At 70.5% G+C, this 13,724-nt stretch carries 8 protein-coding genes; 3 read left to right on the top strand and 5 right to left on the bottom strand.

What is annotated here, in order from left to right:
• Window positions 1–20 precede the first annotated feature (20 nt).
• Entirely contained in the window at window positions 21–458 is a 438-nt protein-coding gene (gene mscL / locus CXY82_RS16705; RefSeq protein ID WP_104171879.1) for a large conductance mechanosensitive channel protein MscL, read from the top strand.
• A 450-nt stretch (window positions 459–908) separates the two neighbouring features.
• Here the strand turns inward: mscL and CXY82_RS16700 are convergent, their stop codons facing one another.
• Together CXY82_RS16700 and CXY82_RS16695 are read right to left on the bottom strand one after the other, a co-directional pair.
• A complete protein-coding gene (locus tag CXY82_RS16700) occupies window positions 909–1,190 on the bottom strand; it encodes a hypothetical protein (RefSeq protein WP_104171878.1) in 282 nt (93 codons plus the stop codon).
• A complete protein-coding gene (locus tag CXY82_RS16695; RefSeq protein ID WP_233199397.1) occupies window positions 1,183–5,085 on the bottom strand; it encodes an AAA family ATPase in 3,903 nt (1,300 codons plus the stop codon). Before CXY82_RS16695 ends, CXY82_RS16700 begins: the two co-directional genes overlap by 8 nt.
• Before the next feature lie 133 nt (window positions 5,086–5,218).
• Between CXY82_RS16695 and CXY82_RS16690 the strand changes: the two genes are divergently transcribed.
• The gene (locus CXY82_RS16690) at window positions 5,219–6,238 is read left to right on the top strand and encodes an adenosine deaminase (RefSeq protein ID WP_104171877.1); all 1,020 of its coding nucleotides are present in this window, start codon (window positions 5,219–5,221) and stop codon (window positions 6,236–6,238) included.
• Here the strand turns inward: CXY82_RS16690 and CXY82_RS16685 are convergent.
• Window positions 6,216–7,232, bottom strand: coding sequence for a magnesium and cobalt transport protein CorA (locus tag CXY82_RS16685; protein WP_104171876.1), 1,017 nt, complete (start codon window positions 7,230–7,232; stop codon window positions 6,216–6,218). The genes CXY82_RS16690 and CXY82_RS16685 overlap by 23 nt on opposite strands.
• Window positions 7,233–7,372: 140 nt before the next feature.
• Between CXY82_RS16685 and CXY82_RS16680 the strand changes: the two genes are divergently transcribed.
• On the top strand, window positions 7,373–8,167 hold the full coding sequence (locus tag CXY82_RS16680) for a 4'-phosphopantetheinyl transferase superfamily protein (RefSeq protein WP_158252214.1): 795 nt from the start codon (window positions 7,373–7,375) through the stop codon (window positions 8,165–8,167).
• Between the two features lie 169 nt (window positions 8,168–8,336).
• Here the strand turns inward: CXY82_RS16680 and CXY82_RS16675 are convergent, their stop codons facing one another.
• Together CXY82_RS16675 and CXY82_RS16670 are read right to left on the bottom strand one after the other, a co-directional pair.
• Window positions 8,337–9,764 carry a M1 family metallopeptidase gene (locus CXY82_RS16675; protein ID WP_233193924.1) on the bottom strand — a complete coding sequence of 476 codons (1,428 nt, stop codon included), beginning with the start codon at window positions 9,762–9,764 and terminating at the stop codon, window positions 8,337–8,339.
• Window positions 9,764–13,696, bottom strand: a complete 3,933-nt coding sequence (locus CXY82_RS16670; protein WP_104171874.1) for a Pls/PosA family non-ribosomal peptide synthetase — start codon at window positions 13,694–13,696, stop codon at window positions 9,764–9,766. The genes CXY82_RS16675 and CXY82_RS16670 overlap by 1 nt, the downstream gene beginning before the upstream one ends.
• Window positions 13,697–13,724 lie beyond the last annotated feature (28 nt).

The raw sequence follows: 13,724 nt of genomic DNA, 5'->3' as shown, positions 1-13,724 counted from the left end.
GACCTCACCGGAGTATCACCATGATCCAGGGCTTCAAAGAATTCATCATGCGCGGCAACGTCATCGAGCTTGCTGTCGCCGTGGTCATCGGCGCGGCGTTCACCGGGGTGGTCAGCGCGATCGTCACGGGCATCTTCAACCCGCTGATCGCGGCGATCTTCGACTCGGAGAGCCTGGCGGAGGCGATGGTCATCGGCCTTCCCGGCGGGGGCGGCCTGTCGTTCGGTCTCGTGCTCGCCGCGGCCATCAACTTCCTGCTGGTCGCGGCCGTCGTCTATTTCGTCTTCGTGATGCCGCTCAACCACCTCAAGCACACGCAGGAGCGTCGCCGTGCAGTCGGAATTCCCTCCACCGCCGATGCCGCCGCCCCCACAACGGAACTCGACCTCCTGACCGAGATCCGCGACCTGCTGGCCGCCGGCGCGACACTCGACCAGGGTCCGAAGCACACGCTCTAGATGAGTGAGGCCTCATCGATTGGTTACCGCTCCCGGCAAGCCAATTCTGACCGGCCCCCGTTGACGCTGCCCAGTACAGGCGGAAGGCCGTGTCCGGGGTCGAACCAATTCGACGGAGATTCTGACGTTTGAGCGGGATTTCGGCCTGTTTCCGGACGATACGGGCAGAATCTCCGTCGAATTCGTTCGGGCCGCGGGCGGAGCGCGTGGTGGATACCGAACGGCACAAGCGCTGCTGCACAGCAGGCAGGGGTTGTGGCCAACTCAGGAGATCCGTCCGGCCGGGTCGGGCATCCGCGCCGGTTCCGCACTGCTCCGCGGCGGCTGGTGAATGCGGCCGGCGGATGTCCTGAGTTAGCCACACACACACACACACGGGCTCGGCGGGCCCATCGCCCACGACGATGCGGCCTCACTCATCCACGGCAGTCACCAACTCCGTCCCTTCGGCTACCAGTGCGGCGGGCGGTCCTGACGGAGCCGTTCGTCGTTGACGCCGCGGGTGCCATGTCCGGCGGGATCGGCGGGCACGATGCCGCCCTCCTCGCGCAGAACCGGTGGGTGCGGATCGGGGTCGGTGTCGGGCGCGGGCGTCAGCCGAGCACGCCGGGACGTGCCGGCCGATTTGACGACGGACTGCCGGGGAACGACGGATGCGTCCCGGTGGCCGACCTTATCCCGGTGGTCGAACTTGTCGAGACCATCCCGCTCGGGTACGCCGCGCTCAGGCACCAGGTCGGCGCACCGGACCGGACGAACCAGGCCCCGTCGAACCACGCCCCGACGAACCACGCCCCGTCGAACCAGGCGCCGTCGAACCAGGCGCCGTCGAACTAGGCGCCGTCGTACCATGCGCGGCCGAGCCATGCGCGGAGGATGCGGCAGCCGCCGCCGCCGCCGGCACCGACAGTCCGACGAGTGCCGCCACGCGGGCGGCCACCGCGTCCGGGTTGCTGAAGAGTTCGAAGCTGTGCACCCGCAGGTAGTGCCAGCCGAGGCGGCGCAGCACTTCGGGGCGGAGCCTCAGAGACTCGCGCAAGCTCGACCGGCCGACGACGGCATCCGTTTCGACGACGACGGCACGGCCCGCGTGCGAGCCGGCGAGGGCCAGCTTGCCGCGGTGGCCGAGCGACACGGTGAGGCCAAGGCGTTCCAGGCGGCGGGCCAGGTCGACCAGCATCGCCTCGCTTGCGTCGGGAACCTGGGCCTCGTTGCGGCGCGCCTCGGTCTCGCTGAGCACCTGGGAGAGCGCGAGGATGCCGTGGCGCTGGCGATCCTCGTCGATGTCGGAGGGGCGGAAGCAGGAAACGATGTCCATGGCCCGGCGGGCCCGGGTCATGCCGATGGCCAGCAGCCGCTCACCGCCCGGTTCACCGAGCGAACCGAAGTTCGTCAGGAGACGGCCGTGCGGGGTGCGGCCGTAGCCGATGGAAAAGATCACCCGGTCGCGGCTCTGCGCCACGGCCTGCTCGAGGGTGAGCACAGTGAATGGCTCGGCCCGGTCTTTCAGGATGAAGTCGGAGAGGTCGGTACGCTTGGAGAAGGCGGACAGCACTGCCTGGTGCACACGCACGGAGTGCCGCGCGCTGGCCGTGATGACCATGAGTGATTCCTTCGGGCGTTTGACGGCGTGGTCCATGACGAGTTCGACGACCTTGGCCACCTCGGCGTCGACGCTTTCCACGGCCCCGGAGTCGGCGTCGGGCATGCCGTGCCCGCCGGCCACGTAGTTGATGGTGAGGCTGCCGTGCCCGAGGTAGCTGCCCGCCCAGGGCAGGGAGTCGATGCGCCCGCCGTAGAAACGGTGGTTGACGAGTTCCGCGAGGTCTTCGCCGCCAGCGCGGTAGCTGCGGGTCAGGGTGAGGGTCGGCAGCAGCTCGCCGAGGCGGGCCAGGGCCGAGTCGGCGTGCAGGGCGTCGACGTTGGTCTCCTGCTCGACGCGGTCGTCGGCGGCGGCCGTGATGCCGGTCTCGAACGACGACGGTGTCTGCGTGACCGGGTCGCCGAACGCGACGATCTGCCGGCCGCGACGGATGGCGCCGACGTTCTCGGCCAGAGTGGTGGCGCCGGCGTCGACGAGCAGGACGGTGTCGAAGCTCATCTGGTCGGCGAGTGCCGCCACCTCGTAGGGCGAGGCCAGCCAGACCGGGGCGAGCACGCGGCCCAGGTGCGGGGCGGCCTTGTGCAGGCGGGTGGGGGTGGCCCGGTCGGCGCGCAACAGGCGCCTGAGGTTGTCGGCCTCCTCGGGCCAGTCGACGACGCCGATCTTCCAGGTCTCGGCGAGCAGCCAGGCGAGGAGCTGCCCGGTGGTCGAGGCGTGCGCCTCGTCGACCAGGCGGAAGTCGGCCTCGAGCCGGTCGAGAACCTGCGTGTTGGCGTTCAGGAGGGCCTTGTCGCCGCTGAGCATGGTCTCGAGCACGGACTGCCACCAGGCGAGTTCGAGCTCGTCGGCGACGTCTCTCTCGGACACGTGGCGCTGGGCCAGGTCGGTCATCAGCGGGTCGAGATTGTGTTCGCGCAGGGTAGCGAGCAGCGCGGTGCGCTCATGTAGGTTCGCCAGTACCTCGCTCTCGGCGGCCAGGCCGGAGATCGTGTAGATGAGCTCCTTCACCGGGCGGTTCGACAGCTGACGCGTGGTTCCGGCCGCTCCGAGCGGAATGTCGAGGCTCGCGAGGTCTTCCGAGACGCGCTGGTAGGCCACGTGCACATCCGAGATACCCACAGGCACCTCGGGGGTGACGCCGGCGACTACGAAGCGCTGCCACAGGGTGCGCTGCTGCTGGATGCGGCGCAGGCTCTCGTTCATGTCGCTCACGTGCACGCCGGGGCGCAGGTATTCCACAGCGAGCTTGCGCAGACGGCGACGGTTCGCGCCGGTCATCTCGGGCGACTCCCGGCGGGACGCGGTCGCGGAGATCAGTTCGGTCAGGGACCGGTCGAAGACGGCCGGCTGGAACTTGTCGAGCGTCTCCCGGATGTCGAGCAGCAGCCTCAGGTAGACGCCGAGCTCGGCGATGGTCTCGAACGGTCGCAGTCGGGTCTGGCCGACGAGTCCGGCGGCACGCTCGAGCAGGCGCGGGAGTTCGATCTGGTTGACCCGTTTGGCCAGCTGGTGCGCCGCCGAGGCGTCCGCGGTGGAGGAGAAGGAGGCTCCGTACCAGGGCGAGTCGCCCGGTCCGTAGCGGAATTCACCGAGTGCAGCCGCCTTGATCAGGGTGGCGGCGGCGGCCGGCCGACCCTGCGCCAGGCGTTCGAGCGCGCGTCGGTCGAGCCTGGCCGTGGTCGAGGGAGGTGAGGGCAGCTGCGCGAGGCGTGCCAGCTCACCGAGGGCGTCGAGAACAGACACCCCGAGCGCCGGGTCGCGGCGGGTGAGCGCCGACCGGTAGTCGAGTAGCACCTTGCGCAGGCGCACGAGCGCGTCGTCGACGTCGCCGACCATGGGCTGGGTGGCCTTCTCGTTGCGGGTGATCGCCTGGATCAGGTCCCGGCGCAGGGTGCGGGGGGTCACGGCGACCCCGGGCAGCCCGACCTGCACCAAGCGGTGCGCGATACCGTCGAGGCTGGAGCGGCGGGCGCTGACGACGAGCACGCGCTTGTGCTGAGCGATAAGCGAGCCGATCGCGTTCACAATCGTCTGCGTGCCGCCGGTGCCGGGAAGGGTTTTCACGACGAGCGAGTTGCCGGCCGCGATCTGTGCGACGACGTTCTCCTGCTCGGAGTCCGCGTCAAGCAGAAGGATGTCGGTGGCCGGTGGCCGGGAATCCTGGCCGAGCGGGACGACCGGGTTGTACGCGGTCTCGATGGCGCGCCGGGCGCTGGCGTTGCCACCGATCGCGTCGAGCAGCGGATGGTCCAGGTTGGCCGCATCGGCGGCGAGAGCGCGGCCGACGTCAGCGAACACGGAGGCCACGAGGCGCGGTACCACGTTGAACCAGGGCAGGTGCGAGGTGAGGCCGCGCAACCGGTCGATCACGGGCTGCGGTTTGAAGGCGCCGTTGGTGACGGCCAACGCCACGAACGCATCCGCATCCAGAACGATCTCGAACTGGTCCTTCAGCGCGCGGGCCAGTTCCGGGTTGAGGAACGGCTGGCCCTTGAGCTTGAGTTCGAAATCGCGGCCGTAGCGGCGAATGGCGAGGGGGCGCAGCAGCACGGGAGCGCTGTAGTCCACATCGTTGTGGCGCCACTCGGCGAGGCCGATGGCCAGGTGCACCGATTCGATGCCGCGCATGGAGCGCAGTTCGATGCCCTTCTGGGTGATCTCGCCGGCCGCCAGCCGCGCGTTGCGCAGGGCCAGCTCGTCGCGGATCAGGTTGGAGAGCAGAGCCGTCTTGCCGGTGATGAACTGGGGCAGACCGCCCGGATGGGTGGCGCTCAGTTCGATCCGCGTGCGGGGTCCGTCGCTGAAGTGCAGCAGCGGGGAACGCCCGCCCACTTCGGCGAGTTCGTCGCGCCAGCGCTGCCAGACCGGGTCGGCCACATTGCCCACGGTGAGGGACGGATCGCCCAAGCTGACCGCGTGCGGAGCCGCAGAATCGTGCGGGTCGGTGGGCGGAGCATCCTGAATCTCCGTCAGGATGCCGTCGTCATCTAGTTTCTTATCGAGGCGCCACACACTCGACACCATAAGCCAAATCCCTCCGATTCCCCGGCAGGCGGCCCGGAATTGCGCGGATTCAGCCCCGAATTGTCTCAAAACGGGGCCTCCGGATGCGCGTGCGGCCGTCAGCGATTCGGCTCGCCTCGGCGAGAATGGTGCAATGAAACTCCCCCTCGTCGAACTCCACCTGCACATCGAGGGAACCCTCGAACCGGAGCTGCTCTTCGAGCTGGCCGCGCGGAACGCGGTGACTCTGCCGTGGGCGTCGTTGGCGGAGCTGCGCGCCCAGTACGACTTCGCCGACCTGCAGTCGTTCCTGAACCTCTACTACCGGGCCCTGGACGTGCTGCGTGAACGGATCGACTTCACCGACCTGACCCGCGCCTACCTGGCCCGCGCCCGCACGGCCGGGGTGCGGCACGCGGAGCTCTTCTTCGACCCGCAGGCGCACACGAGCCGGGGCGTCCCGCTGGTCACCGCCCTGGCGGGGGTGCGCGACGCCCTGGACCGGTCGGTCGACGAGTGGAGCATCAGCACGAAGCTGATCGTGACGTTCCTCCGGGACCGTCCACCCGCCGAGGCCCTGCAGATCCTGCGAGAGATTCTCGCCGGTGGGGTGCCGATCGACGGCATCGGGCTGGACTCGGCCGAGGTCGGCTATCCCCCGGAGCTCTTCACCGAGGTCTTCGCTCTGGCCCGCGAGAACGGTTTGCGCCTGGTGGCGCATGCGGGCGAGGAAGGACCGCCCGACTTCGTCTGGCAGGCCCTCGACCTGCTCGGGGTGGAACGCGTCGACCACGGCATCCGCAGCCTGGAAGACGAGGTGCTGCTTGACCGGCTTGTGCGGGACCGCATCCCGCTCACGGTCTGCCCGTTCTCGAATGTGCGACTGCGCGTGATCGACACCCTCGCCGACCACCCCATCGTGCGGATGCTCGACCGCGGGCTGCTCGCCTGCATCAACTCCGACGACCCGGCCTACTTCGGCGGCTACATCGACGACAACCTGGCCGCGGTCGATGCGGAGTTCGGCCTGGGACCGGACCGGCTGGCCCTGCTCGCCCGGAACGGGATCGAGGCGTCGTTCCTGACGAACGGGGAGAAGGCGGCCCTGACTGCCGAGGTCGATGCCTGGCGTGCTGCCCAGCCGGCGCCGGCTATAGCCATCCGTTCTTCTTGAAGACGCCGTAGAGGCCGACGCCCATCGCGAGCATGAGGGCGAGTGCGAACGGGTAGCCGAACACCCAGGTGAGCTCGGGCATGTGGGTGAAGTTCATGCCGTAGATGGTGCCCACGAGCGTGGGCGCGAAGAGGATGGCCGCCCAGCTCGAGATCTTCTTGACCTCTTCGCTCTGGACGAGGCTGGTCTCGGACAACCGCCGGGTCTCCTCGTTCTGGCGCTGGGTGACAAGGGTGCTGTGCACAGTGAGGGCATTGTCGAGGAGCTGGCGGAACGCGTCGCCGCGCTCGACAACCCGCAGGGTGTGGTCGAGCACGTCACGCAGGTAGTGGCTGAGCTCCGCGGGGACGTTGTAGGTGGTGAAGCCCTTCTGCAACGACTCCAGCATGCCCACGAGCGGCTGCGTCGCACGCTGGAACTCGATCACCTCCCGGGAGAGGTCGTAGATGCGCCGGGCGACGGCCTGATCGCCATCGAAGAGCTGGTCCTCGATCTCGTCGATGTCGTTCTCCAACCCGGCGACGACCGGCCCATACTCGTCGACGATCTGGTCGAGGATGGCGTAGAGCACGGCCTCCGGCCCGAGGGCCAGCAGCTCCGGCGTCTTCTCCATGCGCTCGCGCACCTGCGCGAGGTCGGGCGACTCGGCGTGGCGGATGGTGGCCACGAAGTCCGGGCCCACGAAAACGTGCAGCTCGCCGAACTCGACGCGTTCTTCCTGGTCGAGGTAGCGGGCCGGACGCAGCACGACGAAGAGGATGTCGTCGAAGCGTTCCAGCTTCGCCCGCTGGTGGCCCTTCAGCGCGTCTTCGACCGAGAGGTGGTGCAGGCTGAATTCGGCCGCGACCGAGCGCACCTCGTCGGGTGAGGGCCGGTACATCCCGATCCAGGCGAAGCCCTGGTGGGCCTTCATCACCTCATAGGTCTCGTCGAGCGTCGTCGGGTTCGCGGCCCGGCGGCCCTTCACATATACAGCGTTGTCGATCAGTGCCACGCGCGCTCTCCTTAGCTAACAGCTACCAGTGTCGCACCGGACGGGCCGCCCGCTGAGCGGGCTCACGCACTGACCGGCCTCGCGCACTGACCGGGCACGCGCTCTGACCGGGCACCGGCGGGGAAGGTAGGTTGGGGGTCGTGAACCCTGAGCGAGCCGGAGACGTCTTCATCGTCGTCGCTCCCCGCGGGTCCACGGATGCCGACGACCGTCGGTTCCTGGCGGCCGCGGCTGCCTGGGCGCTCGGCGTTGATCCGCGCCTCGTGCGCATCGAGCGGAACTGTCCGCACTGCGGCGGCCGGGACCACGGCCGGCCGCTGGTGGCGGTGTCGCCCGGGGCCGGAGCGGGGACCCACCCGCTGCACGTCAGCCTCAGTCGCGCCGTAGGGTGCGTCGCGTTCGCCCTGACCTTCCTCGGCCCGGTCGGGGTGGACATCGAGAGCGTCGCGGACGTCTCCCGGGCCGGGTTCGATGCGGTCGCGCTCGGGCAGGCGGAGCTCACCGCCCTGGCCAGACTGTCGGCCCCCGCCGCGGGCGCCGCCGCGGGCGCCGCCGCGGGCGCCGCCGACACCGCACGCGCGCGGGCCCGGTTGTGGACCGCGAAGGAGGCGGTGCTGAAGTGCACGGGCGACGGGCTCCGAGTGGACCCGCGCAACCTGACCGTCTCGTTGCCGGGCGGCGGCGGCCGGGGCTCGCCGCGCCTCGACGCCTGGCGCGGAGCCGACGTCGACGTTGACGTCGACGCGATTCGGCTTCGCGACTTCGACCCGGGTACGGCGCTCATGGGTGCCGAGTACGTGGGCACGGCGCTCGTCGGCACGGCGCTCGTCGGTACGGTGGCCGTTCTCGGCGAGGGCAGGCGCGCCGCGGACGGGCCGACCGTGCATATCGTGCCGAATGCGGACATCCGTCACCACCTGAATGGTCCGGCCTAGCCGGTTGAGTCCGAGACCGCCGTACAGCACTCCGCCCCGAACGAATTCGACAGAGATTTTGCCCGAAAGGGGCTCAAAAACCGGAAAATGACTCGCATTCGAGAGAATCTCCGTCGAATTGGTTCGACGCCGGGCGGGAGGGTCGGTCGGCTGGCCCAGCCAACCTCGCCTAAAGCTTGGGCAGGGCGCTCCGGTAGATCCAGCGGTCGACGATCCGGCGAATTTCACCGCTATCGGTGTGCACGGAAAGGAACTCCACAAGGTCCTCGGTAGTGATCGAACCGTGGCGGCGCGCCCGCGTATAGGCGCGCACGGCGCCGAAGAAGGCGTCGTCGCCGAGCGACCGGCGCACCGCGTGCAGGGCCAGGGCGCCGCGCTTGTAGACCCGGTCGTCGAACATGTCGTGCGGCCCCGGTTCGCCGACGACGATGTCCCGCGGCAGGGCCGCGATCTCGGTCCGGTGCACGGCGGCACTCGCATCGGTCGTTGGTCCACCGCCGGCCTCCGCCCACAGCCACTCGGCGTAGCAGGCGAACCCCTCGTGCAGCCAGATGTCCTGCCACCGCACGACGGTCAGGCTGTTGCCGAACCACTGGTGGGCCAGTTCGTGGGCGATCAGCCGGTCGCTGCCGTGCGCACCGTCGACGTGGTTGCGACCGAAAATGGCGAGGCCGTGGGCCTCGAGCGGGATCTCCAGCTCGTCGTCGGTGACCACGACCGAGTAGGCGTCGAACGGGTAGGGACCGAAGCGGTCGGCGAAGAGGGAGATCATCTCCGGAAGTCGGGCGAAGTCCACCGCCACCTCGCGGGCGAGGTTTGCCGGGAAGAAGATGCGTTGGGCCACCGGGGCGGCGGCGGCGTCGGTGCGCCGGTAACGGCCGATCAGCACCGTGGCCAGGTAAGTAGCCATCGGCTCCTTCACCTCGTAGGTCCAGCTGGTGCGGCCAGACCGGGTCGTGCGCGCGATCAGCGTACCGTTCGCCACGACCGTGTAGGGGTCCTCGCAGCTGACCCGGATGCGGAACGAGGCCTTGTTGCTGGGGTGGTCGTTGCAGGGGAACCACGACGCCGACCCGGTCGGCTGGCCGGCCACGAGCACGCCGTCGTCGAGTTCCTCCCAGCCGACCTCGCCCCAGATGCTCTTCAACGGATGCGGCGCGCCGCGATACCGCACGGTCACCTCGAACAGCGCCCCGGCCTCGATCGTCGCCACCACCGTGATGGTGAGCTTTCGCGCCCTCTGGCTCACCTTCAGCGCCCGCACCCCGTCGACGGTGACCCGGTCCACAGTGAGACCATCGAAGTCGAGGCTGAACCGGTCCAGCCTCATCGATGCCCGGGCCTGCACGGTGGCTGTGGCCCGCAACTGGTTGGTGGTCACCCGGTAGTCGAGGTTCAGGTCGTAGTGCAGGGCGAGGTAACCGCCGTTCCCGTTGCCCGGCAGGTACGGGTCGCCCGCGGTGGCGGCGCCGTGGGTGGGAGCGGCCCCTCGAACGCCGGCCGGGCCGAGCGCGGATCTGGGCGGCAGCGGGGTGAGGCTCTTGGCCGGGCTCTGAGCGGGGCCTGAGGGCGGTGGGGTGCGAGGCATGGTGGGCATCAAGTTTGCCATGGCAGACTGCGCCACGGCGAAATGGGGTTGCCCGACCACACCGACCCGGCCGGCACGCGTTCTCCGCGCATCACCAGCGAGGCAGGCCCCACAGTGGCGCCCTCCTCGATGTCGGCCGCCGGCAGAATCACGCTGTGCGGCCCGAGCGTGGCGCCCGCCGCCAGGGTGACCCGGTCCAATTGCATGATGCGGTCGTGGAACAGGTGCGTCTGCACCACGCAGCCCCGGTTCACGGTCGCACCGTCTTTGATGCTCACCAGGTCCGCCTCCGGCAGCCAGTAGGTCTCGCACCACACGCCGTACCCGATGTGCGCGCCGAGAGTGCGAAGCCACACGGCGAGCGCCGGCGTGCCGGCCGCCTTCGCCGCGAACCAGGGTCGGGCGACCATCTCGACGAAGCTGTCCGACACCTCGTTGCGCCAGATGAACGACGACCAGAGCGGATGTTCCGTAGCGTCGATCCGGCCCACCAGTAACCACTTCGCGGCCGTGGTCACCAGGGCGGCGACGGCCCCCGCGGCCAGCAGCACCAGACCCGAGAGCGCGATCGTCCACCCCAGGCCGACCGTGAGCCAGAGCGCATCAAGGGCGACGAGCACGCCGAGGGCGATCAGGACCGTGACGATGACCGGCATGATCCGGAGCATCTCCCACAGCGCCCGCCAGGTGACGAGCCGGGCCGGTGGGTGGAAGGTGCGGGCCTCGTCGACATCCGTCACCGTGCGGCGCAGCCGTTCGGGCGGGTTGCCCAGCCAGGACGACCCGCGTTTCGCCTTGCGCGGCGTGGAGGAGAGCACCGCGACGAGCCCGTTGCGCGGCACCGTGCGGCCCGCGCCCGCCATGCCGCTGTTGCCGAGGAACGCCCGGCGGCCGATCTTGGCCGGCCCGATGTGCAGCCAGCCGCCGCCGAGTTCATAGCAGGCGACCATGGTGTCGTCGGCGAGGAACGCGGCCGGGGCGATGGTCGTCAGGGCGGGGATGAGAAGCACGGTGGAGGCTTCCACGCCGGCGCCCACCTTCGCGCCGAGCAGGCGCAGCCAGATCGGGGTGAGCAGGCTCGCGTAGATCGGGAACAGGACCGTGCGGGCGCCGTCGAGGATGCGCTCGGTCATCCAGACCTGCCAGCCGATCCGGCTGCGCACGGGATAGTACCCCTCCCGCAGGCCCACACCGAGCAGCCGAACGGAGCCGAGCACCAGCAGCGCGTAGACCAGCCCGGCTGCCACGACCGCGAGCGGGGTGGCCAGGGCGGCCCGCCCGGCCGCGTCGGCCAGGGTCGCGGCGTCGCCGATGGACGCCCCGACGATGAGCGCTCCGACGAGCACCGCGATCGCGGGCAGGGCCGTCATGGCGATGGCCCCGGTCGCGAAGGCGGTCAGCCAGCGGGTCCCGCGCGGCGGGCGCTCGGCCGGCCAGGAGCCGCGGGCGGCGCCCATGCGGGCGGCCGGGGAACCGGCCCAGCGTTCACCCGGCGGCACCGGTCCGGAGACGGCCGAGCCCGGCTCGATTACGGCGCCCCGCCCGATGTCGGCGCCTCCGAGCAGTGCGCTGCGGGAGCCGACCGTGGCGCCGGCGCCGATCCGCACCGGCCCGATGCGCAGCACGTCGCCGTCGATCCAGTAGCCGGACAGGTCGGTCTCGGGTTCGATGGCTGCCCCGGCACCGATGTCCAGCATTCCGGTTACCGGCGGCAGGGAGTGCAGGTCGACGTCGGTGCCGATGCGGGCGCCGAGGGCCCTGGCGTAGTAGCTGATCCAGGGGGCACCGGCCAGGCTCACGGCATCCGAGAGCAGTGCCACCTGTTCGGCGAGCCAGAGGCGCAGGTGCACCGATCCGCCGCGCGGATAGTTGCCCGGCTCCACGCCGCGCAACAGCAGCCGGGCGGCGACGACGGAGATGGCCATCTTGCCGGGCGGGGTGACGAAGAGCACGAACCCGAGCGCCACCCACCACCAGGAGATGGTGGGCGCGAAGGAGGCGCCTGCCCAGCCCGCGAGCAGGTTGTTCGCCGCCGCGAGGTAGACCAGCCAACGCGCGCCGACCAGCACGTGCAGCGGCACGCCCAGCAGGGTGATGGTGAGGCGGCTGCGCCGGGGCACCGGCTGAACCTCCCGCACGATACTCGCCGCCGCGGGTGCGCGTCCGTCGAGCTCGTCGGCGAGGGAACCGATCCGGGGGTAGTCGTAGATGTCGGAGACTCGGGTGTCGGGGAACCGCTCGCGGACGGTCGACACGAACTGGGCCGCGGAGAGCGACCCGCCGCCGTGGGCGAAGAAGTCCGCGTCGGGGCCGTCGGCCGACACCCCGAGGATGGCGGCCCAGCCGGCGGCAAGCCACGCCGCCGTCGGCGAGAAGGCCTCCGCCTGCTCACCCCCGGTGGCGGGAAGGGGCCAGGGCAGGGCACCGCGGTCCACCTTGCCGGAGGTGCGCGTGGGCAGCTCGTCGACGACGTGCACCAGCGGCACGAGCGCGGCCGGCAATTCTTCGCGCAGACGGATGTTGGCGGCCGCCCGGTCGAAGAGGGCCCCCTCCACCTGGGCCAGGTAGCCGACCAGGATCTGGTTGCCGGCCGGGGTTCTCTGCACGACCGCGGCCGCTCCGGCCACCCCCGGGAGCGCGCGCAGGGCCGCCTCGATCTCGCCGAGTTCGATACGCCGGCCGCCGAGCTTGACCTGGTCATCGGCCCGGCCGACGAACACGAGACCCTCGCGCTCGTAGCGCACCAGATCGCCGCTGCGGTAGGCGCGGTGCCAGCCCAGCTCGGTATGCGGGGCGTACTTCTCGGTGTCCTTGCCGGCGTCGAGGTAGCGGGCCAGCCCGACCCCGCCGATAATGAGTTCCCCGGTCTCGCCGTGGGCCACCCGGGCACCGGCGGCGTCCACCACGGCAAGGTTCCAGCCGGCCAGAGGAAGCCCGATCCGCACCGGCCCGCGGCCGTCGAGCAGGGCGGCGCAGGCGACGACGGTGGCCTCGGTCGGGCCATACGTGTTCCAGACCTCCCGGCCGCGCACGGCGAGGCGCGAGGCGAGCTCGGGTGGGCAGGCTTCGCCGCCGAAGATCAGCAGCCGCACCCGCTCCAGCGATTCCTCCGGCCACAGGGCCGCGAGGGTCGGCACCGTCGACACCACGGTGATGCCGTGCTTGATCAACCACGGGCCCAGGTCGACCCCCGAGCGCACCAGGGAGCGGGGCGCCGAGACGAGGCAGGCACCGTTCCGCCAGGCCAGCCACATCTCCTCGCAGGAGGCGTCGAAGGCCACAGAAAGGCCGGCCAGCACCCGGTCCGCGGGACCGATCGGGTCCGACCGGAGGAACAGGTCGGCCTCCGCGTCGACGAACGCGGCGGCGGAGCGGTGGGCCACCGCCACCCCCTTGGGTACCCCGGTGGAGCCGGAGGTGAAGATCACCCAGGCATCGTCGTCGGGGGCCGGCATGGCGCCGATCGTGCCGGCAAGGGCCAGGTCGTCCCCGGGCGCCAGCATCCGTTCGGCGAACATCTCCGCGTCGATGCCGGTGCGCACCTCGAACACGCCGCCCGCCCCGATCACGCCCACGACCCGGGCCTCGCCGAAGACGAGCCGGGCGCGTTCCTCGGGGTCGTCGGCGTCGACGGGCACGTAGGAGGCGCCGACCAGGAGGGTCGCCAGAATGGAGAGATACAGTTCCCGGGTTCCCGACGGGATCCGGATGCCGACGGTGTCGCCGCGGCGCACCCCGCGGCGACTGAGCTGCTCCGCCTGCTCGGTGACCAGGCGCACCAGATCCCGGTAGTTGATCGCCCCGTCGACGTCTTCGAGGGCGAGCGCGCCCGGATGCCGGCCGGCGGTCGCGAGCAGGATGTCGACCAGGGTGCGGGCCGGCGCCGCGCGGTGTCCGGCCTCGAGCACGTCCTGGCCGGGCTCAATCGGGGTCAGGGTCACGCAGGCTCCTCGTCCAGGTCGCGGTGCC

Origin of the sequence: Cryobacterium sp. M23, assembly GCF_002929655.1 — a bacterium.
GTDB lineage: Bacteria > Actinomycetota > Actinomycetes > Actinomycetales > Microbacteriaceae > Cryobacterium > Cryobacterium sandaracinum.
Note: the sequence above shows the minus strand (reverse complement) of the source record. Positions and strands in the feature narration are given on the sequence as shown.

Bases quoted from the DNA above. Each gene is read 5' to 3' on its own strand.
- mscL (WP_104171879.1), top strand. From the start codon at position 21: ATGATCCAGGGCTTCAAAGAATTCATCATGCGCGGCAACGTCATCGAG.
- CXY82_RS16690 (WP_104171877.1), top strand. From the start codon at position 5,219: ATGAAACTCCCCCTCGTCGAACTCCACCTGCACATCGAGGGAACCCTC.
- CXY82_RS16695 (WP_233199397.1), bottom strand. From the start codon at position 5,085: ATGGTGTCGAGTGTGTGGCGCCTCGATAAGAAACTAGATGACGACGGC.
- CXY82_RS16675 (WP_233193924.1), bottom strand. From the start codon at position 9,764: ATGCCCACCATGCCTCGCACCCCACCGCCCTCAGGCCCCGCTCAGAGC.